The organism is Paenibacillus paludis, assembly GCF_042610515.1.
Lineage (GTDB): Bacteria > Bacillota > Bacilli > Paenibacillales > Paenibacillaceae > Paenibacillus_AQ.
The window spans coordinates 195,111-219,151 of record NZ_JBGJZP010000001.1 but is presented as its reverse complement, the minus strand read 5'-3'; the positions used below and the strand labels follow the sequence as shown (position 1 = coordinate 219,151).

The 24,041-nt window shown below is 44.9% G+C and carries 19 protein-coding genes and 1 pseudogene; 5 read left to right on the top strand and 15 right to left on the bottom strand.

Translation table 11 applies throughout. From position 1 onward, the window contains the following. Window positions 1-17 precede the first annotated feature (17 nt). From ACAN56_RS00910 to ACAN56_RS00870, 9 genes are all read right to left on the bottom strand, one after another. Window positions 18-2,090, bottom strand: coding sequence for an alpha-glucuronidase family glycosyl hydrolase (locus ACAN56_RS00910; protein ID WP_379139795.1), 2,073 nt, complete (start codon window positions 2,088-2,090; stop codon window positions 18-20). Between the two features lie 145 nt (window positions 2,091-2,235). Next, entirely contained in the window at window positions 2,236-3,561 is a 1,326-nt protein-coding gene (locus ACAN56_RS00905) for an ABC transporter substrate-binding protein (protein WP_379139793.1), read from the bottom strand. Window positions 3,562-3,880: 319 nt separating this feature from the next. Beyond that, window positions 3,881-4,720, bottom strand: a complete 840-nt coding sequence (locus ACAN56_RS00900) for an SDR family oxidoreductase (protein ID WP_379139791.1) — start codon at window positions 4,718-4,720, stop codon at window positions 3,881-3,883. A gap of 29 nt (window positions 4,721-4,749) precedes the next feature. Then, on the bottom strand, window positions 4,750-5,454 hold the full coding sequence (locus tag ACAN56_RS00895; protein WP_379139789.1) for an NAD-dependent epimerase/dehydratase family protein: 705 nt from the start codon (window positions 5,452-5,454) through the stop codon (window positions 4,750-4,752). 22 nt (window positions 5,455-5,476) lie between these two features. Beyond that, window positions 5,477-6,166 (bottom strand): TetR/AcrR family transcriptional regulator, encoded by a 690-nt coding sequence (locus tag ACAN56_RS00890; protein ID WP_379139787.1) that lies wholly within the window; start codon window positions 6,164-6,166, stop codon window positions 5,477-5,479. Window positions 6,167-6,242: 76 nt separating this feature from the next. After that, window positions 6,243-6,638, bottom strand: a complete 396-nt coding sequence (locus ACAN56_RS00885) for a hypothetical protein (protein WP_038592346.1) — start codon at window positions 6,636-6,638, stop codon at window positions 6,243-6,245. A 37-nt stretch (window positions 6,639-6,675) separates the two neighbouring features. Continuing rightward, window positions 6,676-7,494: an oxidoreductase gene (locus tag ACAN56_RS00880; RefSeq protein ID WP_038592344.1), complete on the bottom strand. Its 819-nt coding sequence runs from the start codon at window positions 7,492-7,494 to the stop codon at window positions 6,676-6,678. A gap of 323 nt (window positions 7,495-7,817) precedes the next feature. Beyond that, window positions 7,818-9,725 (bottom strand): beta-glucoside-specific PTS transporter subunit IIABC, encoded by a 1,908-nt coding sequence (locus tag ACAN56_RS00875; protein ID WP_038592342.1) that lies wholly within the window; start codon window positions 9,723-9,725, stop codon window positions 7,818-7,820. 54 nt (window positions 9,726-9,779) lie between these two features. Next, window positions 9,780-12,467: a glycosyl hydrolase gene (locus tag ACAN56_RS00870; protein WP_379139784.1), complete on the bottom strand. Its 2,688-nt coding sequence runs from the start codon at window positions 12,465-12,467 to the stop codon at window positions 9,780-9,782. 307 nt (window positions 12,468-12,774) lie between these two features. Here ACAN56_RS00870 and ACAN56_RS00865 point away from each other — a divergent pair, with 307 nt between their 5' ends. Continuing rightward, a complete protein-coding gene (locus ACAN56_RS00865) occupies window positions 12,775-13,788 on the top strand; it encodes a helix-turn-helix domain-containing protein (RefSeq protein ID WP_379139782.1) in 1,014 nt (337 codons plus the stop codon). Between the two features lie 306 nt (window positions 13,789-14,094). On the opposite strand, the gene ACAN56_RS00860 is transcribed toward ACAN56_RS00865, so the two are convergent. Then, complete coding sequence (locus ACAN56_RS00860; RefSeq protein ID WP_038592335.1) at window positions 14,095-15,069, bottom strand: LacI family DNA-binding transcriptional regulator; 975 nt, start codon at window positions 15,067-15,069, stop codon at window positions 14,095-14,097. A gap of 114 nt (window positions 15,070-15,183) precedes the next feature. Here ACAN56_RS00860 and ACAN56_RS00855 point away from each other — a divergent pair, with 114 nt between their 5' ends. Beyond that, complete coding sequence (locus ACAN56_RS00855) at window positions 15,184-16,620, top strand: glycoside hydrolase family 1 protein (RefSeq protein ID WP_379139779.1); 1,437 nt, start codon at window positions 15,184-15,186, stop codon at window positions 16,618-16,620. A 212-nt stretch (window positions 16,621-16,832) separates the two neighbouring features. Here ACAN56_RS00855 and ACAN56_RS00850 read toward each other — a convergent pair whose 3' ends face one another. Together ACAN56_RS00850 and ACAN56_RS00845 are read right to left on the bottom strand one after the other, a co-directional pair. After that, complete coding sequence (locus tag ACAN56_RS00850) at window positions 16,833-17,510, bottom strand: TetR/AcrR family transcriptional regulator (RefSeq protein ID WP_379139777.1); 678 nt, start codon at window positions 17,508-17,510, stop codon at window positions 16,833-16,835. Window positions 17,511-17,716: 206 nt separating this feature from the next. Continuing rightward, window positions 17,717-17,851 (bottom strand): annotated as a pseudogene (locus ACAN56_RS00845) (alcohol dehydrogenase); the annotation flags it as partial. 420 nt (window positions 17,852-18,271) lie between these two features. Between ACAN56_RS00845 and ACAN56_RS00840 the strand changes: the two are divergent. Continuing rightward, window positions 18,272-19,123, top strand: coding sequence for an aldo/keto reductase (locus ACAN56_RS00840; protein ID WP_038592327.1), 852 nt, complete (start codon window positions 18,272-18,274; stop codon window positions 19,121-19,123). A 98-nt stretch (window positions 19,124-19,221) separates the two neighbouring features. Further along, on the top strand, window positions 19,222-20,154 hold the full coding sequence (locus tag ACAN56_RS00835) for an AraC family transcriptional regulator (RefSeq protein ID WP_379139774.1): 933 nt from the start codon (window positions 19,222-19,224) through the stop codon (window positions 20,152-20,154). A gap of 13 nt (window positions 20,155-20,167) precedes the next feature. On the opposite strand, the gene ACAN56_RS00830 is transcribed toward ACAN56_RS00835, so the two are convergent. The 3 genes from ACAN56_RS00830 to ACAN56_RS00820 form a co-directional block, all read right to left on the bottom strand. Continuing rightward, a complete protein-coding gene (locus tag ACAN56_RS00830) occupies window positions 20,168-21,238 on the bottom strand; it encodes an SGNH/GDSL hydrolase family protein (protein WP_379139772.1) in 1,071 nt (356 codons plus the stop codon). Window positions 21,239-21,397: 159 nt separating this feature from the next. Beyond that, on the bottom strand, window positions 21,398-22,216 hold the full coding sequence (locus ACAN56_RS00825) for an alpha/beta fold hydrolase (RefSeq protein WP_379139770.1): 819 nt from the start codon (window positions 22,214-22,216) through the stop codon (window positions 21,398-21,400). Between the two features lie 51 nt (window positions 22,217-22,267). After that, window positions 22,268-23,026 carry an AIR synthase related protein gene (locus ACAN56_RS00820; RefSeq protein ID WP_379139768.1) on the bottom strand — a complete coding sequence of 253 codons (759 nt, stop codon included), beginning with the start codon at window positions 23,024-23,026 and terminating at the stop codon, window positions 22,268-22,270. 255 nt (window positions 23,027-23,281) lie between these two features. Here ACAN56_RS00820 and ACAN56_RS00815 point away from each other — a divergent pair, with 255 nt between their 5' ends. Further along, the gene (locus tag ACAN56_RS00815; protein WP_038592321.1) at window positions 23,282-24,034 is read left to right on the top strand and encodes an EcsC family protein; all 753 of its coding nucleotides are present in this window, start codon (window positions 23,282-23,284) and stop codon (window positions 24,032-24,034) included. The last annotated feature ends 7 nt before the right edge of the window (window positions 24,035-24,041 follow it).

Here is a 24,041-nt window from a genome sequence, read left to right as displayed (position 1 = left end):
CCCATTTACATGAATCATTAATATATGGTTCTTCCCCATTGGTCAGCAATGCCGCTCTTCCGGAGGAAGTACGTATTGATTCTATCCCGCCACTCCTTAGCGTGCTCAGTCTGCTCCGCAAGTCGGTCTGCTACATGCTGGTACGCCTCTTCATCCACTTGTCCCTTCACTAGCTTCCAGGCATCTAACAATCCAGCTGCCCGCTCCGCGCCTTCAAAATGTGTGTCATAAATATGCTGAATCACAGTTTTGCCAGAATGAAGCACATGGGTATATAGGACATGGTGGAAGAAAAGCAGCAGTTCATCCGGGCAGCTCTCGAGCGACTCGTACAGTTCCATGTTAATACGGGCATATTGGGAGGTATACCCGGTTCCTGTTGCTGTAGTGCGGTCCACACCCATACCATAACAGTCTGCGAAGTGATAAGTACCCCACATTGAATATTCATATCCATCCACATTAGGGCCGTAGTGATGGTCAGGGTTGACCATAAACCCAACGCCCAGCGGGGCTGTATACGATTCATAAATCTCCCAGGAGTTCATAAGGATGTCTAGTATAGTCTGAACCAGCAGCTCATTGGTGCCAAAGGTGAGCGTAATCCATTCCACAGCAATTTCCTCGGCAGACAGCTCTGGATTCCAGGCAAGACGGCCATAACCGAACAGATTCGCCTGTGCCAGCAGATGGCCCGTCCAATTGGTGTCATTACCAATGTTGGAGACGGCTGCAAAGCCGCTGTAAGGATTGCCGTGAACATCTCCTTCCACAATGCGCTGGATAGTAGTTCCTTCTCCTTGGAGCTGCGTATCAAAGTTCATAATCTTTTTCCACTGGGGTATCAGGTAGCACACATGACGCTGCTGGCCGGTATACTCCTGGGCAATCTGAAATTCGATTACCTGATTCGTCTTCGGCATAGCACCTAGCAGCGGCGAGACTGGTTCTCTCACCTGAAAGTCAATCGGTCCATTCTTCACCTGCAAAATGACATTGTCCATGAAGCGTCCATCCAGCGGCTGGAAATGATCATAGGCTGCCCGCGCCCGATCCGTGGTACGGTCGCGCCAATCCTGCTTGCAGTTATATACAAAACATCGCCAGATTACAATTCCGCCATGCGGCTTCAGCGCTTCAGCCAGCATATTGGCCCCGTCGGCGTGATCTCTTCCATAGGTGAACGGTCCCGGCCGGTTCTCCGAATCGGCCTTTACCAGAAATCCTCCGAAATCAGGTATTTCTGCATATATTTCCGACGCTGCGGTCATCCACCATTCTCGGACGTCTGAATCCAGCGGATCTGCCGATGAGAGACCGCCGATCTCAATAGTGCTGGCATAATTGACGCTCAGGAACAGCTTGATTGCATAGGCTCGGAAGATTGCTGCCAGCTTCGCCACATCCGGCAGGAATTCCGTTAACAAACGGCTCTCCACCCGGTGGACATTCACATTATTAATGGCGATCGCATTGATTCCGCTGGAGGCTAGCAGGCGGGCATAATCCTGGATACGCTGAAGATTGCTTGTTACCCGGTTAGCTTCATAAAAAATTGATTTCCCGGCATACCCCCGTTCCACACTCCCGTCCATATTATCCCACTGGTTGATCATGCGCAGCTGATTGACAGGGTTCTCTAGAATATTCAAATTATGAACAGAACCCCCTGTACCCATGATTCGCAGCAGATGGAACACTCCATATAATACACCTGCGGGAGTAGCTGCTCCGATGGCAATATTACCGGTAATGCTGTCCGTTTGAAGCGCATAACCTTCCGCTTTAACAGCATCGCTTACACCGGTGCTGAATGATTTATCTATCGCTAAGCCAGTTCCGAAGGTTCCTATAATGATACTGGGAGTTGTCTCTGTTTTCCCGGAGATGGAAACTTTTCTCCCTGTGATTCCCTCCATGCCTTGAGTCAGCTCGTTCACTGCAGAACGAATAACAACATCATCCTGCTCAGTCACAACAAGATGATTGTATGCCGCATATTGATCAACATTTGTCCCCGCTGTGATCCGGCGGTACTGCAGCCAGGCCAGATACCCGTCTCCGGGGTGATACAACACAGAATTACTCATGTATACTCCTCCCTATGCCTCAAACTCCACTTGATCTTTTTGTATGTTCAACCACCAGTATAGTCGTAAATGTTCGGGGTAGCCGTCTGCAGCGAAATTAAAATCAAGGCCCGGAACAAGGCTTGTTCCGGGCTTCGTCCTTGAATTATTTCTCGTAAGATTGTGCTGCTTCTTTCAACTGTTCAAAGGCTTTCTCCGGTGTGACTTTTCCAAAACTAAGCTGATCCCGGACAAGCACCCAGTCTTTGTCAATAAAATTCGTCCAGCCTCCTGCTCCAGCCGACCAGGTCTGACCATCCTTTTCAGTAGCACGGAGGAGTTCTAATCCAACCTTATCCAGATCGCTCATGTTTGCTTCCAGGGAAGTGGAAATATCCTTGTTAGCGGGCAGACCGCGGAATGTTTGCAGAATCTTACCTGCCTCCTGATCATTCACAAACCAATTGATGAATTTTTTAGCTTCTTCAGCATGCTTGGAGTTTTTGGAGACGGACAGGTACATGGATGGTTTCAGCCATCCGCCTGCTTCTTCTGCACGCGGCATGGTTACAAGTGCGTAAGCACCTGGTTTGATGCTGTCCCAAGTCCCCAGGTTATTAGAAAAGCTATACCGGAATAAAACTTTGCCAGCTGCCATCAAGTCCATTTGCGGATCATTTTCCTTGTCGGATGCGTTTACATCCGCCGGAGGAACCAATCCTTCTTTGCGCAGCTCTTCAAATTTCTTGGTCCATTCCAAGTAGGCAGCTTGATCTACGTTGAAGTGACCATCATCAGTGATAACCTGACCTTTACCTTTGGCGTATTGGTAGGCCGAATACATAAAGTAGTTACCGGCATAGTCCAAGGTAAAATATTGTCCGCTTGGCAGTTTGGATTTAGATTCCTTGGCTAAAGCGAAGAAATCATCCCAAGTCCAGCCATTAGTCGGATTCGCAATCCCGAGCTTATCTATAGCGGCTTTGTCATAAACCATACCGAACGCTACCGAACCCAGAGGAACAGCATATTGCTTGCCGTCAAGTTGACCTCCGGCCAGTAATTTTGAGTCGAATTTACTTACATCGACCTCAGGAGCCAGCTCAGCTAATTGATTACGTGACATCCAGTCCGGCGTCCAGCCCGGATCAAGCTGAATGATATCTGGTGCGTTACTAGCCGCAGCTTGAGTCGATAATTTGTCCAAGTATCCATCCATACCGGAATACTCCGGCTCAAACGTAACATTGGGGTTGTTCTTTGTGTACAAGTCCAGCGCAGCCAAGGTCGCCTCATGTCGCGGCTGGGATCCCCACCACATAATTCGTAGCTTAACAGGTTCATTGCTTGGTGCACCCTTTTCGGCAGTATTTGTGCTAGCAGGCTCTGCAGAAGTTTCTGCATTGTTTTTTGCCCCGCCGCCGCATGCCGCCATCGTTCCCAGCAAGGCTGCCATGGCCAAGACTGTAAGAGAACGCTTCCATTTCAACATCTTTAACCCTCCTAATTTAATCTGTATTGTCTTGCTACACCGTTATAGTAACAATTATGAATGGAAGTTCATATGAGGGTGATGCACGATTTATTTTAAAATCTCACGGAAATGATTATGGGTACACTTATTCCGCCGAATGGTTTATAGCGGGATATACCACATTTGTTGATTTATTATGGCGACAAATTCCTCTATAATAACTGCAAAAATCGGGATGATGAAATTCCATCCCGATTTACATTAACTCCTTCCCATATCTCAAGTTTTTAAGTTCTATTTATATAGGGCTTTTTTTTAATGTTCGTGAAAATCCTTTTCAAAAGGCTTTAATATTATAGGCTGTAGAATAAGCTACCTCTTTTTGTTCCTCTAACTCAATTATGCGTAAAACCAAGTTTTTATGAACGAGTTCATAAGCATCACTTCCCAGTGTTAGCCGCAGCGGAGCTTTATCAGAATCTGCAGCTACAATTATGGTCTGAGCCATCTTTTCCGGATCACCAGGGAAGTTTTCCGTCGCGGCTTGCTGCGACATTTGCCGAATATAGCCTACAGGGGTATTCTCATATTCGCTCATAGGCTCGCCTGTAATCATGCTGCCATTGAATTTTGTTCGTGCACTTCCAGGCTCAACGAGCGTAGCCTGAATATTGAAGGGAGCCACTTCCTGAACGAGAGCTTCGATAAAGCCTTCCATAGCCCACTTCGTTGCATGATAAAGGCTCAGAGCTGGAAATGCTACTTGCCCGCCCATACTGGAAAGCTGTATGATGCGCCCGCCGCCTTGGGCACGCAGATAAGGAAGCGCAGCTCGAATGACTTGAATGGACCCGATGACGTTCGTATTGAATTGATGCGTAATTTGTTCATCACTCACTTCCTCAGCTGCTCCGAACAATCCATAGCCTGCATTGTTAACAACAACATCAATATTCCCTAAATCCTTAAATGCCTGATCAACAACGGTTCGAATCGCCTGATTATCAGTTACATCCAATGTAGCAACCCACAATTGTTCACCATAGCGATCTTTTAGATCATTCAATGCATTATCTTTTCGAAACGTAGCTGCAACCCGATCACCACGTTCTAATAAAAGCTCAGTCAGACTCCGACCAAATCCACTTGAAGTTCCAGTTATAAACCAAGTTTTCATTAAAGACCAGCTCCCATATTATAGTTGTGTTAAACCTTGTTACGACTGTTTCTCTTGCCGGTTCTTAATGAGATAACTTCAGACTCCAGCACTTCAACTGTTGGACCTGATTCATGCGCCATCATAAGCATAGCTTGAGCCACATCCTTGCACTGGATTGCTTTCATTCTGGCTAGCGGCCCAATCAATAATGGACCAATCAAGCGAAAAATCATATCCGTTGCCCGATCCCCAAAGCTTTCATCCTCACGATCCCCCATCAAGAGAGAGGGACGCAGGATGACAAGACGTGGTAGCCCAAGAGACAATAAATCCCGCTCCAATTGCCCTTTAACACGTGTGTAGAACATCTTGGACTGTTCGGACGCCCACATCGCGGTAACAATGACGTAGCTGGCGGCACCATGCTGAAGAGCAGCTTTAGCCAGAGCCAACGGATACTCATGATCAACTTTGGAAAAGGCTTCTTTTGAGCCCGCTTGTTTCATTGTCGTGCCTAACGTGCAGAAGACATCAGCGTCTTTAAGTACAGAAGCATCCAATTCGCTTTCCAGTCTGTCAAAAGAGACTTGTTTTTCCACCAGTTTCGGGTGGGATATGCCCATACTCCGACGTACAAGTACGATGATTCTTTGATATGCCGGGTCCTCAAGCAAGAGCCGCACTAGCTGTTTCCCCATCATTCCTGTAGCGCCAGCTACAACAGCCGTGTCAGTCTGTTTTCTTTTTGTCATTCTGACCCTCCGTTTTTCCACATTAGAACTTTAAATACTGTCCGGTAGTACGAATGACTATATAATTCTTATAATATCCATCCAGATAACAAATCATCGTTTTCCGAATATCGCCCTGAAAATCACGTTGGAGTCCATCCAGGCCGTTATTTTTGATGATATCCACAACCTCCTCGGGCAAGGTGGCTGATAATTTGCAGCCGGTTATGATAGAGGCCTCAGCCTGGAGGATCTCCATCACATCTTCTTGGGTTAATGCGTGCGAAGCGCAAATAGTGGCAACTAGCTCTGACATCAATTTGTACAGATTGATTTTCTGGTTCAGCATGGTTTCCGGGTCCACATTCTTCTCGAAAACCGCTGTGCGCATGGATTCCAGCTTAACGTAAAGGGGATTCTGGTTGACCAGTTCCATGAGCTCATTCATAACGAGATTTTTGAAGTCATCGAAGCTCCGCACAGGTAACTCCTTCGCCATCTCCGTCAGACAAGTGAGTCGCTTCTCATACTCCCTGCACAGCAGGCTAAAAAACAATGCTTCTTTTGTTTTAAAGTACACAAACAGAATCCCGTTTGACATGCCCATCTGCTTGGCTATATCGGACATCTTGATTTTTTCGTACTGCGATGACAGAAACATTTCAGCCGCTTTATCCATAATAGCCTTTGCTTTTATGGCCTTTGCCTCGGGAGTCATTGCACGCTTTGACATTAGGTTCATCACTCCATACGATTTATTTAAAGGGCTCATCGATCTGGAGTCAAAGATAAAACCGCCTTTTTTGTCTTTATTCTTTCAAGAAGGTCCTAACCGATTCATCGAAATCGCTGCAAAACCCTTTGGACATTTGTTCCATTCCATTGCTCCGGGAAAGCCGGTTAATTTGCATGGCAGCGACAACATCGCTTGTTAACGTAGCGACCTTTTTTGGGATTTCATTGCTGACTTCCATCGATACCTCTATCCAGACTTTATTTACCTCCTGTGTCCATGCTCCTTTTGCCTCACGATTGTCAATGACGATGGCATTCGTTTCTATGTCGCGATGAGCTTCCTTAAGCAATTCTCCGATGGCGTAAGCTTCCTCCATGGTTACAAAAAAATTCGTATGCTTGATAAAGAAAATACCGTCCCTTTTCCAATACGTTGTTGTTTTCGGCAAAAGAGGATCAAACTTAGTCATGATATCCACCCTTTTCATATTAGTTGTATTTGTATGATTAACTGAACATTTTGATAATTCTGTCGTAGGCACGATCTCCAAAGACAGTTTTCATAAATACCATCGGTTTCGCCATATAACCGACCAGGTAGCGCGTTTTCGGTCTTTTCACGGTTACAGCCTTGCCGATGGTGCGTGCAATTAACTCTGGTTTCGATAATTGATTGCCTGTATAATTTTTAATCATTCCATCGGCCGATTTGCTGGCAGCCTGAGCATACGGTCCTTTTGCAGATACCTTTTTCAGATTTTCGGCGGCAATGATTCCCCAGTCCGTTTTAATTCCGCCTGGCTCCACAACAATGACATCAATGCCAAACGGTTCCAATTCCAGTCGAAGGCAATCCGAAAGACCTTCTACTGCAAATTTGGTTGCATGATACCAGCCGCCAAAATTGGTCCAAATCTTCCCTCCCATAGAGGAAACATTAACAATTTTGCCGAATTTATTTTTGCGCATGCTCGGCACCACAAGCTGTATCAGTCTCGCCAGTCCGAAGACATTCACCTCCATCTGTCGCCGAGCCTCTTCCATAGGAATATCCTCGACCGCTCCATATGAGCCATAGCCTGCGTTATTAACCAGGATGTCAATTCTTCCTTCCTTTTTAAGAATCTCATTGACAGCCTGAATCATGGATTCGTCATTGGTGACATCCAAGGAAATAGGACGAATGCCTTTTGCAGCAAGATCCTGCATTTTGTCGATGCGCCGCGCAGCCGCATAAACCGTAAAACCTTTATTTTTCAGCTCCATGGCCGCCTCTTTACCGATACCCGAAGATGCCCCTGTAATTAATACAACTTTTTGACTCATGAATAAAACCTCCGTATTTTTTTGTATTTGACTCCGAGTCAATTATAAGTGACTGAGAGTCAATTGTCAACGTTTCAGAAACCAAGAACAAAACGGCTACACCGCCCATTACTGGACAGCGCAGCCGTTTTTGATTCCACGTATAGATAGCCTAGGGACCCTGTAGTCCGCCCCTCCGGGTGAACTGCTCCCCCACCCTTACCGGAGAATTTGTATAAATTAAGGGTACTCAAGAAAGCTAACAGGAACAAGCTTACCGACGGCTTCCTTGTATGGATATATGAACTCACAGTTCATTTCTTCAAGCTTGTTGTTGACGCTTGTTATCTCACAAGAGTAAGTAATGACTCTCCTGCAATTACCCGATTTAAATTCCTACTTTCAACTTCTGAATAATCGAAAGTATTAGTTATAATTACAGGCGTGACGACATCAAACCCGCGGTCCTTGATCAAATTGAGATCGACTTCCATTAATATATCCCCCACTTGAAGCCGATCGCCTTCTGTCACTTTAAGATCAAAACCCTCACCCTTTAGTTTAACGGTGTCCAAACCCACATGAATAAGGACTTCTTCTCCCAGATCACCTGTAATCGCAATGGCATGCTTCGATTTGGTAACAGTCGTAACAACTCCCGTTACCGGAGAGACCAGTTTCCCGTTACTCGGAATAATTGCGATACCTTTCCCCATAGCCCCGCTTGAAAAAGCTTCGTCGCTTACATCCTTCAATTCCACCGTTTCACCTGAAAGAGGGCTATATACCGTGATCTGCTCTGCTTTGTTCGTCGCAACCTGTGAATTTTGTACCGAACCATTCGCAGGACCACTGGTCACTAAAGCAGTTTCTGCGCCGGATTTATTGTTGCCGGATTTTTGATATCCCCAAAAGTAAGTGAGAACGAAAGCAACAATCAGACCTACTGCCATTTGTATAACATATCCGTAAAATCCCAAATCAATTCCTTCCGGGTTAATCGCACCTGGAATTGCAAACACTCCAGCAGGTACAAACGTATATACTTTTGAATGCATCAATCCGCCGAATAAGCCTCCGACGCTACCGCCGATAATTGCCATGATCAATGGCTTTTTGTTCGGCAGCAACACTCCGTACAGAGCAGGCTCGCTCACCCCAAGCAATGTCGTTCCGCCAGTGGAGATAGCCAGTGATTTTTGTTGCTTATCGATAGCACGCAATCCAAAAGCAAGCGCCGCGCCGGCTATAGCAAACTGGTTAGCTGCCAGTAATCCCATTAAGGAGTCGGAGCCTGCAGTAATCACATTGTTAACAAAGATCGGAACAAACGCCCAGTGAAGACCAAACATAACGATGAGAATCCATCCCCCCCCAAGAACCAGACCTGCAAGAGCTGGGCTGAAATTATAGGCAACTGTTGTAATGCTGGCCAGTCCATCACTCAAATACATAATAACTGGACCGATAGCAAACAAGGTCAATGGAACTGTAATCAATACAACGATCAAAGGGGACAAGAAATATTTCAAGCTCTGAGGAACTCTTTTATCAATAAGCTTGTACAGCAACGATGCGAACCATACAGCAACGATGACCGGAAATACAGAGGATGTGTAATTCATCATTTTGATCGGCATTGTTAAGAACGTTAGTTGTTCCTCAGCGCCGACAGACGCTACCAGAGTAGGATAAACCATGGAGGCACCAATTAACATCCCTAGATATTGGTTCAAGCCAAAATACTTGGCTGCCGAGCTGCCGAGAAAGATTGGGAAGAAATAAAAGAGTGCATCCCCCATCGCATTAAGCACGATATATGTCCCGTCAGTTGCCGATAACACGCCAAATGATGAAAGCACCGCAAGGATCCCTTTGATAATACCGCCTGCCGAGAACGCACCCATAGCAGGCATAAATACACCGGATATCATTGAGGTAAAGCGGTCAAACAGCTTCTTTTTCCCCTTTGTCTCAGTCTCTGAAGCTTCCGTACTTTCAGTATTACCGCCTAAGAGCGAGCTCAACTCGTTAAAAACCAAGGCAACCTTATTGCCGATAACAACTTGATATTGTCCACCTTGCTGAATAACTGAAATGACGCCTTCCAGCTTTTTTATCTCCTCAGTATCTGGTAAGTTGTTGTCTTTCAATTCAAATCTAAGACGTGTTACACAATGAGTTACGTTGTTAATATTCTCCTTGCCACCAACACTGCGTAGCACCTCTGCTGCCAACTGACGTTGATCCATGAATAGTCACTCCTCATGAGTTCTTATGAAATGAAGGGCATTCCATTTCTTAATCTAGTATTGTAAGAACACTCCGCCGACAATACCTGTTGGTTCCTGAATTAGAAACTGCGACAGATAATCCTGCTGTTCTTTCACTAGGGTATTCGTCACCTCAATGATTAACCGGTTGTCGCCTGCTTGAAGGCATCCGTTGACATCGTAAGTATAAGGTGGACAAATACGGGTTCCGAGATCCTGACCGTTCAACCAAACTTGCGCAACCTCATAAGGCTCATGGATGATTAGTCTTGCAGCATCAGGTATTTTTTGCATATCGAATGTCAATTCATAACGGACCGTACCTGAAAAAGAAGGCAGAACCCCCGGAAGAGCCAGTGACCGAAGATCGGTGGTCTCTCCATAGTCGGTGAAATTAGGATACTGCGCAGCAGTAGCAAGTGATATTTGCCACTCCCCTTTTATCGCTCTAATATTTGGCAACATGTCGTTCGCCTCCGCAAAAAGAACCATTTCTGTTGCTATAGTTTCACTTTGGACAACGATCATAGATTGATATTTATCAAGTTTAAGATGAAATGAATGTTTTCCCTCCCGGGTATGAACCTTTAATGGAGATAGTTGATTCAAGAATGCATCATAGATGAACAACTGCTGAGTGTCTTCTATAGCAGGGATCTCAATTGTGGTGCTAATCGTTTGGGCGGGATCTTCATTGAAGAACATGTACGCTTCCCCATCTGGATGAATGTAATGATAGTATCTTAAATAGGGCTGATGTTCAGATACGGAGATATCATGCACGTCCTCCTGTTTCAGCCGAACAGAAAGCTGATTAAGGGCTACGATGTTCTCTCCATCAAGTCCCCCTAATTTCTGTAACTGATCCTTCCTTAACGTTTCACCTTCACTGGTGCGAACCGGAAGTCCGTCTACGAAATATATCTTTACGCCAGCTTCCGTAAATGTCTGCACTTGCATAAGCAACTGGGCCGGCAATGCTTCGGCGTAAGGAATAACTAATGCTTCAAACCGCTCGTCATGAATATGGAGCCTACTATCTTCAACGTGGGCATGGGCTACCAATTCAGCAGGGACGACATCGAAATCAATTTGATGTTGCATCAGTTCGCGCGCAGGCTTCTGGAAGAGCATGTAATCTCCGGACCATTCGGCTTCGCCATGATATAGAATGGCTACCGGGGCAATATGCCGGCCATCCGAGAGCAAGTGGCTGATCCGATTCATATAATGCGTCAATACACCCAGATAACGATACTGAGGGTCATTACCATTTGCATACATATGCGGTGGACAATCAGGATCCGGGTATTTCTTCAATGAAAAAGCATGTGGCACGAAATGGTTCACCCCGCGAACCAGCATGTGATCCGTAATCCATTTCATCAGCTTCAGTCCTTCCCCAAAGCCGTAAGCACCGTAAACTTCACACATGGTGCGTCCATGCTTTTTCGGGTCTAGATGACCGAGCGAAGCGCCCATTTTGGCCAAACCGTAATGAAAAAATTCTCCGTCCCAGCCAGTTGCTGTAATCGACTTGTAATAGCCGTCATCTAATCCGGGCAAAATCTGATGAAGCACTACATCGATACCGGACATATCCTGTCCCCACAAGCTACGGTAGAAATGTCCAGCCCCGTATCCTAATCTGGCATGAGCGTTGTTATCTTCAATGACATGTCCAATATATTCCACATTATGACCCCGGCACCAATCTCCGAGACGTTTCGTAAAATGTTCAGCATACAAGGAGGTAATAAGGTCCATATAACGGTAACGCATACGATGTCCTTCTACCCCAGCATTTGCCCATAGTAAAGGGAGATGGCGAATGACTTCTTTCTCCCCAGTAAAATAAGAACTTAGCATTTCAGGCAGGTCATCTCGCCAAGGAAGGACCATATCAAACCGCCCGATCGAGGCAAGGGGCCCTTTTACATTGCCGAACCGCGGTTCATCCGAGAAAAATCCTGCCAGTGTGTCTCCAAAGTCGTCCTTATAGCGGGAGTAGTGAGCTTCATAAACTGTATCGATCAGTACCTGTGTTGCCTCCGGCACGATTGGATTAAGGTATCCTTCTGTCTCCTTCTCGCCACCAGACTTCGTTACAACTAGTGTATAAATGCGCCAACGTCCTTCCGGAATGTCCCAATACACCGTTCCTTCATGCAAATATTCTGTCAAGTCAATTAGCGATTCCGCATCTATTTCATCAGGTCCTGTCTTGCGCGCTGCAACAACGCCGATAATCCGATCTCTATCTACCGTTTCCGGTTTTCCTGATGTAGAGTCTGTTGTCATATCCACTGCTAGTCCTCGATCACCGGGTCGAAGCAATGCATACTTCACCATGATCCCGCCTTGAATCTGGGGACCCACAAAATCCTGTTGATGTGCTTTGAGATACAACTTCTCATACTGTGGATAATCCGATTTGATCCGGCCTGCAGCATAGCCTGTAGGGAAATGCGCGTCGTCCAGAATCCATACTTTCATCCCCCTGCTGCGGGCTTCATCCATAATAATGTCAAGATCGTTCCACCAACGAGGACCAACAAAATCAGGGTGAGGCCGTGATTCTACACATACCGCGCCGATACCGCTTTCATGAACTACCTGCATGTGCTCACGGAGTGTACCTTCTTCCTCGCCGTGTAGCCAAAAAAACGGAAGGATGTAGTTCCCTTCTCTGTTTTGTAATAGCTCAGAAATTTTCTTCATCCAAAACGCTTCCTTTCTATAGTTGAATCTAAGGTGAACCTGCTCTTTAATATGACTAGGTTTGAGTATCATATCTTCTCATACAAGTTAATCGGATTTGATTCTAATCTAATTGTAATCAGACTCAAGAAAGGTACCAAACCAACACAATCAAAGAAAAAACAACGATAATAAAATTGATTTTCTTTATTTCAATCTAAATATAGCGCTTTCAAATTAAGTTTGTAATATCAAAAGCATTGTTATTGACTATCATTTTTTCAGATGTTATAGTTACCTCCAACATCTACAGATGGAGGAATTCAGTTTGAATCATGACCAACTTGACAACTATCTGCATAGTTTGACCGAAAGGGAAAAGTTTTATGAACTGAATCCCCGCTTCCGTTCATCCGTTTATGAATTTATGCCCAAAACCGTGTTGGAAAACGGACAAGAGGTATTTGTCTTTGTCGATGTTATAGGTGAGAAGGACAACATTATGATATACAAACACACCCGCTTCGCTGAAGTTCCTCTTCATATTCACAGTGACATAGAACTTAACTTCGTATATTCCGGACAATGTACGCAAATTATCAATGACAAGCAGGTTACCCTGAAACAGGGAGAGGTTTGCATTCTTGATACTCGCGTTCCTCATGCCATTCTGGCAACGACATCACAGGATGTTATCGTGAATATTCTTATCCGCAAATCTTACTTCAGTTCTTCCTTTCTAAGCAAAATAGCGAACGGTGGTATTCTCTCCCACTTTTTGGCCAATGCGATCTCCGAACATCAAAATCATAATCGTTATATCATTTTCCACTCAGAAAACAATGCTAGCGTGCTTATCTTGATTAAGCAGTTGCTCTGCGAATTTTACGATCGCGCCATCGGCTCCTTTGAAATGATAAATTCTTATATGCAACTCATTTTCTACGAACTATTGCGCGTGTTCGAATACGATACGAACCGTCCAGAGGCGTTAACAAGCCCAAGAGTTAGCACTATCGACATTTTAAAATACATCGAGCAGCATTTTATGGAATGTACACTGACCTCAACGGCGGAACATTTTAACTTCAACCCCAATTATTTGTCCTCCTTGATTAAAAAAACAACAGGGCAAACATTTAAAAATCTCATTCAAAGTGAAAAATTTAACTACGCTTCGTTTCTATTAGCAAACACAAATCGTCCAATCTACGATATTGCAGAAACTACTGGATTTAATAACCTCACCTTTTTTTATAAAAAATTTAATAATCGCTTCAAGCTTACCCCGCAGCAATATCGAGAGCGCCACTCATTCGAGCGGACGCACGACGAACTATAAGAGCAAGCTAAAGGAGCGATTCGGGCAAAGCGTTTGAAGTAGGCGGACATCGCCGATATTGATGAGCTGGAAGGTTTTGTTTACAGATTACCTTGAATTCATATTCCATCTCCAAGGATATACAGCAGAGGGGATGACAACTGCGCTTGATCCGTACTGAACGGATAAATAAAAGCTAAGGGGAAGATTGCCGTTTAAACTTTTATGAAGCCACTGGAGCTAGGGTGATCACAAACCATGGTTTTACTTTTCTCACCTCCTCACATATTTCTGTCTCCAATGTAATTTTTCCTCAACAACATTTTCCTAGGTTGACGCCCGCACCACCAACCGGTACTCCAACTTGTCTGGTTGCGCGCCGCTGCCAGTGAGCTGCGACGCAAGCACTGTATATGCGTTGCGGGCCTGCTCCGCAATCGGGTTGTCGACGGTTGTCAGACCAAAGACACGCGCTAGATCGATGTTATCGAATCCGACGATGGCCAGGCGACCGGGAACGTCGATGCTCCGCTTGCGCGCCTCCGTCAGCAGACCGACTGCTACGTAATCGTTCGGGCATAGTACAGCAGTCGGCGCATTAGGTCCGGAGGCGGATAGCAAATGCTCCAGCTCCGTTTCTCCCTTTCGAAGGGTATATATCTTCTCCCGATACCACTCTCTCAGTACAGGCATTCCGTATGTCTGCATCGTCCGTTCGTAAGCCTCACGCCTGCTGTGCGTATTTAAACTGTTCGGCCTGGCAAAAAGATTGGCGATTGCCCGGTGCCCCTTACCAATCAAATGCTCTAGTGCCAGCGTATAACCCACTGACTGATCCATTGCAATGGAAGGGATGCCGCCTTCCTCCATCCGCTGCCATGATACAATAGGGCCGTATTTGCAGTAAGCCTTCAGCTTGTGCGGATCGTTAACGCAAGTGACAATGACAATTGCATCCACTCTTTTGCTGCGCAAATCTTCAAATGCCTGTAGCTCCGTAGCTGCATCGCCCCGCGTCGGATAAATAATCGTCTGGTATCCGTCCTCCATCGCCCTATCCACAAAGCCGTTCACAAAAGGCATTATCATTTCATTCAGCGAAGCGACAACAAGGCCGATTTGCTTCGTCCGTCCCGTGGATAGCGAAATGGCGTTGCTGTTAGGCACATAATCGAGCTCGCGCATGATCCGTAAAATTTTGTTGCGCGCTTCAGGACTAACTTTAGGCGACTGGTTGATTACCCGGGAGACTGTAGCCCGGGAGTAACCGGTCATTTCCATGATTTTTTTAAATTTTGACATTGATTCCTCTCCTTTTAAATTGCGGTGCTTGACATGTAACGGGTTACACCAACTAGGCTGATAGTAGAAGTTGCTTTCTAGTGTATCACATAAAAGAAACGGAGAGATTTCAGTATGAAAAATCTAAGTCAAACTGGCCTGTCATTCCCTGAAGGATTCTTATGGGGCGGCGCCGTCGCCGCCAACCAGCTTGAAGGTGCCTATAATGAAGGAGGCAAAGGGCTATCCACTCAGGACGTCTCGCCTCAAGGTGCTATGGGAGCGATTACCGAAGAGCCTACAGAAGATAACATGAAGCTGATCGGCATCGACTTTTACCATCGTTACAAAGAAGATATTAAGTTGTTTGCAGAGATGGGTTTCAAAGTGTTCCGGACCTCCATCGCATGGTCGCGTATTTTCCCATATGGAGACGAAACAGAGCCAAATGAAGAGGGCTTACGCTTCTACGACTCTCTGTTTGACGAATGTTTGAAATATGGCATTGAGCCTCTGGTTACCCTCTCGCATTACGAAACACCGCTACATCTGTCCAAGCAGTACGACGGTTGGGTGAACCGGAAATTAGTGGATTTCTACGCTCAATATGCAAGCACGGTATTCAAACGCTATAAAGGCAAAGTCAAGTACTGGCTGACCTTCAACGAAATTAACTCGATTCTGGAAGTACCGTTTATGAGCGGAGGTATTTACACACCAAAAGAAAAGCTCAGTAAGCAGGATTTGTACCAGGCCATTCACCATGAATTGGTTGCGAGCGCGACCGCAGTTAAGCTCTGCCATGAAATCGATCCAAAGGCACAAATCGGCTGTATGGTGCTGAGCGTTCCTACTTATCCGCTGACACCGCATCCGGATGACATAATTGCTGTTATGAAATATAACCACAGCAACTATTTCTTCGGCGATGTACACGTCCGCGGACGCTACCCAGGCTACATGAAGCGTTACTTCCGCGAGCAGGGCATCAATATTCATATGGAACCGGGAGATGAAGAGCAGTTACTTCATACAGTCGATTTTGTGTCCTTCAGTTATTACATGAGTGTCTGCCAAACTGCCGATCCTGAGAAAAATATACATGGTGAAGGAAACATCATGGGCGGCGTGGCGAACCCCTATCTCCCTGCAAGCGAATGGGGCTGGCAAATTGACCCGCAGGGCCTGCGCTTCACACTGAATACATTTTATGAACGTTACCAGAAACCACTATTCATCGTGGAAAACGGGTTAGGCGCGGCAGACGAGCTTATCATAAACGAAGCCGGTGAAAAAACAGTCGAAGACGACTATCGTATCCAATACTTAAACGATCACTTGGTTCAAGTTGCAGAAGCTGTTGCCGATGGTGTGGAAGTAATGGGTTATACGTCGTGGGGCTGTATCGATCTCGTCAGCGCTTCGAGCGCGCAGTTGAAGAAACGGTACGGCTATATCTTTGTTGATCGCCACGATGACGGTAGTGGAACGCTGGAACGCTACCGCAAGAAGTCATTCCACTGGTACAAAGACATCATTGCCAGCAACGGCGCCAAGCTATCGGTGAAATAAAATGTACCTTTTTAGGCCCGCTCTATAGATCCTACAAACGGAAAATTTATAGTTAATGAAATCAAAACCACCCGTCAAACGGGTGGTTTTGATTAACCTTTACTTTACTCAAACCCTTGCAATCTTCCACTGCGTCCGCGCTTCTCCGCCTGCCTTCCATAAAATTTTTTAATGCTTCGCCACTTCTTGTGTATACCTTGAACATACTAATACTATTGCTTGTTAGTACGAACTTCTATGTGGTTCTTCTGGTAACCATCCAGATAACAATTCATTGTCTTGAGCACATCATTCTTAAAATTACGTTTGAAACCGTCCAGTCCATTCTTATCGATAATATCGATGACCTCTGCGGGTAAGGTGGCAGATAATTTACAGCCGGTTATAATTGATGCTTCCGCCTGGAGGATATCCATGATATCCTCTTGTGTTAACGCGTTATGAGCGCAAATTATAGACACAAGATCTGCCATTAACTGGTACAGATTTAGCTTCTGATTCAGCATCGTTTCCGCGTCAACATTTTTTTCAAATACTGCCGTGCGCATAGATTCCAGCAAGATATACAAGGGATTATGATCGACCAGTTCAGTAAGCTCAATTAAGACGAGACTCTTGAAGTCATCGAAATTCCGGATTTGCATTTCTTTCACCATTTCTGTCAGACGAGCAAGCCTTTTCTCGTATTCTCGGCACAACAGGCTGAAAAACAACGCCTCTTTGGTTTTAAAGTAAACAAATAAAATACCGTTTGACATACCCATCTGTTTAGCGATATCGGACATTTTAATTTTTCCATATTCAGTTGAAATAAACATTTCTGCTGCTTTATCTAGGATGGCCTGAGCTTTTATAGCTTTAGCCTCCGGGGACATCGCGCGTTTTGCCATAACCTCATCACTCCATTTCGATCAATTTTAATCCCTTATTGATCTGGAGTCAAAAATAAAATAACCATTAGCTTTTTATTCTTGTATAAAAGCCATAACCTCATCAATTAACTCACTGCAAAAATCCTTGGATATTTTTTCAGCTCCATTGTTTCTGGAAAGCCTGTTTATTTGCATCGCAAAGATGGCATCACTTGTCAGAGTTACAACCCAGAGTGGCAAATCCCAGCGTACTTAATCTCAATGAGGACATCATGCGGTTGAAGTTCTCTCCGCTCTATAGTAGTCAGTTTGAACGGACCTTCCGGACTAAATGTAGCGCGTGCATTAACAGTTAACATTATAGTACCTCCTGTAATAATAATTATTTTAATGGTATCTAAGCTGGATAATGTTCCTTATCTGTAAATTGTTTAGTAGGAGCAACCGCAAAATTTCTTAGTGAAATAGCTACCACACTCAGTAGCAATGGGGCAGGTCCGTCCTATTTTAGAACCCGGCTTCTTGTTCACTGTATAAAGGATTTCAAAGTGAGATTGACGCCGCAGGAAATGGCCAAACAAGTGGGGGCTTTATTAGAAAGAAGTCTATGACTCCCAACAATAAAAGCGAGCTATTAAATGAGATGAGTAAGAGGATTAGGCAATGATATGGCATGAATGATATAACGATTCCTTTATCATCTGGAGCATAATAAGTATGTAATGGATAAGCGTTAAACGATTGAGAAACAATACTTCTAAACTTCTGGAGGATATTTTATGCAAAAAGTAATTTTGAACAATGGGGTAGAAATGCCAGTGCTCGGTTTCGGTGTGTATCAGATTGCTGATCAAAGTCAGTGTGAACAAAGTGTTTATGACGCTATCACAAGTGGTTACCGGTTGATTGATACCGCTGCCTCCTATCTGAATGAAGAAGCCGTTGGCAGAGCGCTCAAACGGAGCGGCATTGCAAGAGATGAGTTATTTATCACAACGAAGCTTTGGGTCCAGGATACTGGTTATGAGCGCACGAAGAAAGCGTTTGAGAATTCACTGAATAGATTGCAACTGGATTATTTGGATTTGTATTTGATTCATCAGCCGTTTGGTGATGTGTATGGCTCCTGGCGCGCGATGGAGGAATTGTACCGTGAAGGAAAGGTCCGTGCAATTGGCGTAAGTAACTTTCATATGGACCGCCTAATCGATCTAATTATTCATAATGAAGTCGTTCCTGCCGTAAATCAGGTTGAAACGCATCCTTTCAATCAGCAAATCGAAAGTGAAGAATTTATGAAGGAGAACAAGGTACAAATCGAGTCATGGGCGCCTTTTGCTGAAGGAAAGAATAACCTTTTCCAGAATGAGCTATTGGTATCCATCGCTGAAAAGTATAATAAATCTGTTGCTCAGGTCGTTTTACGCTGGTTAACCCAAAGAGAGGTTGTAGTCATTCCGAAATCGGTTCGCAAAGAAAGAATGGTCGAAAATTTCAGTATCTTTGACTTCCAATTAAGCGAAGAAGATATGAATGCGATTATGGCGTTAGACACGAAAGAGAGCTTGTTCTTCTCCCACCGCGATCCTGAAATGGTCAAATGGATTGGTAACCGTAAATTAGATATCTGACAATCTTAAGATACTAAAAACAAGAGCAGATTGCATAAATGCATCTGCTCTTGTTTCGTTTGGTTTATAATCGAGAAAAGAAAATTGGAGGAATCATCATGTCGGAGGAAATCCTAAATCAACAAAAAAAACTGGCAAAGCTCATCGAGCAATTTTCACCGAAAGATGGAGTGTTTGAGACAGCTATACCCAATCTGTCTATAATCCGATACTCCGGAGTATCTGAACCTGCATACAGGGTGTATAAACCTTCTTATTGCGTTATTGCTCAAGGGTTAAAAGAGGTGCTCTTGGCTCAAGAACGATTTGAATACGGATCAGCAGATTATTTGATTGCTTCCATGAGTTTGCCTGTAGTCGGCCAGATCATTAGAGCTTCCTCCGAAACACCTTATCTGAGCATTAAATTAGAATTTACACATGACCAGATTTTAGAGGTTATCAACGAGGCTAACGTTCGCACAGTGCCGAATGACAATGCAAAGCGTGCCCTGTTTGTAGGTCAGATGGAGCATTCCTTAATGGATGCGACGCTAAGACTCATTGAATTGCTGAACCGGCCAGAGGACATCCCGTACCTAGCTCCACTATTTACAAAGGAAATTCTTTATACCCTTCTGAAGGGGCCTTACGGTGTTACACTAGGTCAAATAGCAATGGAAGGCAGCAATACCTATCGAATCAGAGAAGTAATTGATCACATCACTACAAATTTCAATCAATCTATGCGTGTTGAAGAGTTTGCCGAAACGGCGAGTATGAGCCTCTCTTCTTTCCATCGTAACTTTAAGGAAGTGACAGGTATGAGTCCCATTCAATTTCAGAAGCAATTAAGATTACAGGAGGCGCGGCGAGTATTGCTCTCTGAATCTGCAGAAGCTGCTGAAGTTGCTTTCCGGGTCGGTTATGAGAGTTCTTCCCAATTCAGCCGTGAATATTCCCGTATGTTTGGTTCACCTCCGAGATCCGACGTTAAACAATTAAAGGAATTATACGACCCCGCTAAAAGTATCGTTTTCTTAGGGGACTAATGTTTTACATATTTCACCACTTCATAAGTTCTTTGATTTGAGCAGTCAGTTTATTCGCCGCTTTACTGTGAGTAGCTTGAGACGGGTGGAAGTCGGCGGCGTAGCCGTCAGCTGCCAGCTGCTCGTCAAACTTCATTGTGGTAATATTGCTGTCGGCTGTTTCCCGGCTATACCCGCTAACAGCTTGTTCGACATAAGGGTACAGTCTATCCCCCATAATCCCCAGCGTACACAGAATTGAGGCATGAGGATTGTTGCGTCTGACCATTTTTAGAAATTCAATATACTTCCGGGCATATTCTGCTTGCTTACTGGCTTCCTCTTTGGTATAGGAATCATCGTTCGTTCCGAGGTTAATGATAATCAGATCAGGCACAAACTTATTGAAATCCCAGTATACTTCTTGGGGCAACAGTGTACCCTCAAATTCCCCCTCAGACTTGCCCACTTTTTCATAGTAATCCGGGATAAGATGAGTGGTAAGCTTTTGATCGTTTTCCGTATAGCCTGTGATGATGCCGTATCCGCTGTATGAAACCATGCTATAGTCAGCCTTAAGCTGCTGAGCAGTCAGGTAGGCATAGGTTTTTGTGACATCTTCCGTAGCCGTGGAAAAAGAATGCAGCTCGTATTCATCATCAACGCCATAGCCGCAGGTAATGGAATCGCCGATGAATTCAATTGTATGTAATTTTGGCGGGGTTGGCTTAATGCCATCCGCAGCATCGACAGCGATCTCTTGAATCCCAACTGTTGACATCGCAGCCTCTGATAGTTTAATAACCGTTACCGTTATATCCTGCACAGTATCGCTTTCAAATACAGTATACGTTTTAATCGGTGTGTCCAGTTGATCGTCAATTACCCGTTTCCCGTTTACGCTAATGCCAATTCGAGCCAAGTTATTACCGGTTGAGGCGACAGCATCACCTTTTAAAGTAATCTCCGCTTTTCTGCCATGGAATGAAAATTCCACACCGCCGCCTGAGAGAGCCAGCCACAGTACTTCGTTATAGTAGTGGGTCCGCCCGATGATCTTCACATGAGGCTCTGTTGCTTTAAACACTTGAGTTGTTGATGACATAATGTACCTTCCTTCCCAGCTTGTATATCAGTAACAGTAACAAAGGTGCTTTCTATTTTCAATAAGTCGCTCTAATTTAGATGGGGAGTAACCGCAGGGGAAAGGATATTTGTTTCTTCCATTGACAAGCTAATGTTAGTTCAACGGATTAATACACAACTAAAATCCAAACTCTGTTACTCTTTCAAGCCATTCACGCATAAGCGACTCAAATAATAGAGCCTGTTCAATCTGAAGATTATGGCCTGCTCGGTCTAGGACGGCAAAGGTTGCTCTAGGATAATTGTCTAAAATACTAAAAGCATCTTTGTAACCAACGACTGCATCTTGCCGCCCAAGAGTAAATACTGTTGGTTTATCGAAAACTAATTCATCGATATTGGTGGAAAATCCATAGTTTCTTTGAATCTTGCTAAGAAAATCGTAGTCAGCGATTCTACAACCTGCCACTATCTCTTCAGAATACCTTTTCCAATTATATTCATTGAGAACGACTTGATTGGCGCTAAAATCACTTATTTGCTCTTCACTTAAGGTGTCCATAAACTCGCGATCAGAATGAACAACAAAATGCTCGGGAAGTATTCTTCTTTTGTGTTCAGGAATAATTAATGGACAAATCAGTGCAGCTCCACCAATACGATCTTTATGGCTATTAATTATTCCTCTTGTAATATATCCACCGTATGATTCGCCTGCTATGAGATAATCTTGGTTTGGGACAAGAGTTTCAATAAAATTTATAACTGCTTCCAGCATATCATCTGAATTACATATTTGATCGTAATCCTTTGTTTGTCCCATTCCAGGCAGGTCAAGATAGATACGACGCCAACCGGGGATGTCTTCAAATATCGGTTCCATACACCCACTCATTAACCGATGGTCTGGTGTAAAACCATGGATCATTATAATCGGTTTACCAGTACCAATTTCCTCGTAATATATATTGGCATTCTTGACTTTACAATATGGCATACAGACTCCTCCAATTGGGCTATTTATAATGTGCTTGTCCTAAAGAAAAATCTACATTGCTTTATCGAGCAAACAACCGATAATATCCATCTCGCCGCCAATTTCGGATTGGAGGCGTTCAAGCTTTTCCTCTGCCGCTGAAAAAATCACCGCCGTCGACGGGCCTCCTGAGGCATTCAGCTTTTCTGTGATCCCTGGAACTGCCTGAAAAATGCAGCCGTTCAGCTCTGCCAGAAGTCCTGCTTCATACCCGGCCCCCTTAGAGCCGACCGGATGAATCTCATGCACCTCAGGCGAGGCTACAAGTGACTGCAGCTGCCGGATACTGCATACTCTTGCCTCTTGTTCCAATACTGCGCTCCCGATCAGCGGTTCTCCCAGCATAACCACACAGTCTCCGGCAACCGACCTCATCAGCTTCAGCCGTTCCTCATCGGTTTCCCCGATTACGGTAATCCCTACGCCGGTCTGGCACGATTTGAAATTTTCTTCTGTGCTACCGTTCAAATGAGCCTCCGTGAGTCCAGCTTCGTCCAGCAGCCTTTGTACCCCGCGGATAATTTCGCTCCCTGTCGGATACTTTTCCACAGCTAGGGTATCCACTACTGTAAGAATATCCGCGCCCACGGACAGAACTTCCATAACCGCAACTCTGGCTGTATAATAGCCGACTATATCCGGCGGAGTCTGCAGAGCATCCATTGGCTTGTTCCCGATACTTGCGCTGGAGTCACAGCCTATGACCAATAAGCGGCTTCCCGCTCTTCGCACTAAAGTTAAATCTCGAATTCTTTGTATTGATGGTTTCATTTATTGTAATCCCCCTGACAACTTTGTAAGCATTGAAGTTCGGATTTTTCAACCCTGCTGTATTTGTGATTATGAAAATGTTCGATACTATGGCCAAAGAAACCTTTAATGGCTTTTGAGTTGAAACAGTTCCTTCTTATCTATCCTGTATGTGATGCTGGACTTTAGTCGAGGTCCGCTACCTACCGCGGTCTGTTCCGAATTACGGAGATATTCGTTACAATATGGCTATGTCTTTTGGAGGAGCGATTGATCATGAATTACGAGCATAAAGTACAAAGGGAAGTTGCCAACTGGGAACAAAAAATGTTCAAACCCCCGGGATGGCTGGAAAAAACATCGAAAACAATCGGCAATCGAATAAATCATTTAATTCCCCCGAAGGTGCATAACATCATTACGACCACCATACGATCAATCGTGCGTACGGCATTGTTCGGTGCGGAATATACGCCTCGCCGTCCGGTGCAGAGCACTCTGGGTCTGGAGTCTGCCGATAAGGAAGCGAAAGAATTGTTTGCCTTATACCAAAAAATAGCGGTTGCCGAAGGTGCTGGAACGGGAGCTGGCGGCATTATGCTTAGTATGGTAGACTTTCCAGCTTTAATTGCGATCAAAATGAAATTTTTGTTCGAGCTAGCGCATGTTTATGGTTATGACACCAAGCACTTCTCCGAGCGGGTATTCATTCTCAAGGTATTTCAAATGACCTTTTCGGGGCCGGAAAACCGCGCCAGGTTGCTCTATTCCATCACGCATTGGCATATTGAAAAGGAACAGTGGGTCTCCGACGCCGAATACTCCCGGAATATGGACTGGGAGACATTTCAGATCGAGTATCGTGACGCCATTGACTTCCGGAAAATGCTGCAGATGGTGCCTGGAATCGGTGCTGTCGCAGGCGCATGGGCGAATTACACCATTCTTGAGGAGCTGCGTGAATTCGCCATGAACGCTTACCGCCTGCGCAGATTGCACGATGATTTCGATTTCGAGGTTCTGGGTTGATCCTCTC

Coding starts and splice junctions, on each gene's coding strand:
- ACAN56_RS00840 (WP_038592327.1), top strand. CDS start 18,272: ATGCAAAAAGTAATTTTGAACAATGGGGTAGAAATGCCAGTGCTCGGT.
- ACAN56_RS00910 (WP_379139795.1), bottom strand. CDS start 2,090: ATGAGTAATTCTGTGTTGTATCACCCCGGAGACGGGTATCTGGCCTGG.
- ACAN56_RS00855 (WP_379139779.1), top strand. CDS start 15,184: ATGAAAAATCTAAGTCAAACTGGCCTGTCATTCCCTGAAGGATTCTTA.
- ACAN56_RS00890 (WP_379139787.1), bottom strand. CDS start 6,166: ATGTCAAAGCGTGCAATGACTCCCGAGGCAAAGGCCATAAAAGCAAAG.
- ACAN56_RS00850 (WP_379139777.1), bottom strand. CDS start 17,510: ATGGCAAAACGCGCGATGTCCCCGGAGGCTAAAGCTATAAAAGCTCAG.
- ACAN56_RS00900 (WP_379139791.1), bottom strand. CDS start 4,720: ATGAAAACTTGGTTTATAACTGGAACTTCAAGTGGATTTGGTCGGAGT.
- ACAN56_RS00895 (WP_379139789.1), bottom strand. CDS start 5,454: ATGACAAAAAGAAAACAGACTGACACGGCTGTTGTAGCTGGCGCTACA.
- ACAN56_RS00870 (WP_379139784.1), bottom strand. CDS start 12,467: ATGAAGAAAATTTCTGAGCTATTACAAAACAGAGAAGGGAACTACATC.
- ACAN56_RS00860 (WP_038592335.1), bottom strand. CDS start 15,069: ATGTCAAAATTTAAAAAAATCATGGAAATGACCGGTTACTCCCGGGCT.
- ACAN56_RS00835 (WP_379139774.1), top strand. CDS start 19,222: ATGTCGGAGGAAATCCTAAATCAACAAAAAAAACTGGCAAAGCTCATC.
- ACAN56_RS00820 (WP_379139768.1), bottom strand. CDS start 23,026: ATGAAACCATCAATACAAAGAATTCGAGATTTAACTTTAGTGCGAAGA.
- ACAN56_RS00815 (WP_038592321.1), top strand. CDS start 23,282: ATGAATTACGAGCATAAAGTACAAAGGGAAGTTGCCAACTGGGAACAA.
- ACAN56_RS00905 (WP_379139793.1), bottom strand. CDS start 3,561: ATGTTGAAATGGAAGCGTTCTCTTACAGTCTTGGCCATGGCAGCCTTG.
- ACAN56_RS00885 (WP_038592346.1), bottom strand. CDS start 6,638: ATGACTAAGTTTGATCCTCTTTTGCCGAAAACAACAACGTATTGGAAA.
- ACAN56_RS00880 (WP_038592344.1), bottom strand. CDS start 7,494: ATGAGTCAAAAAGTTGTATTAATTACAGGGGCATCTTCGGGTATCGGT.
- ACAN56_RS00875 (WP_038592342.1), bottom strand. CDS start 9,725: ATGGATCAACGTCAGTTGGCAGCAGAGGTGCTACGCAGTGTTGGTGGC.
- ACAN56_RS00825 (WP_379139770.1), bottom strand. CDS start 22,216: ATGCCATATTGTAAAGTCAAGAATGCCAATATATATTACGAGGAAATT.
- ACAN56_RS00830 (WP_379139772.1), bottom strand. CDS start 21,238: ATGTCATCAACAACTCAAGTGTTTAAAGCAACAGAGCCTCATGTGAAG.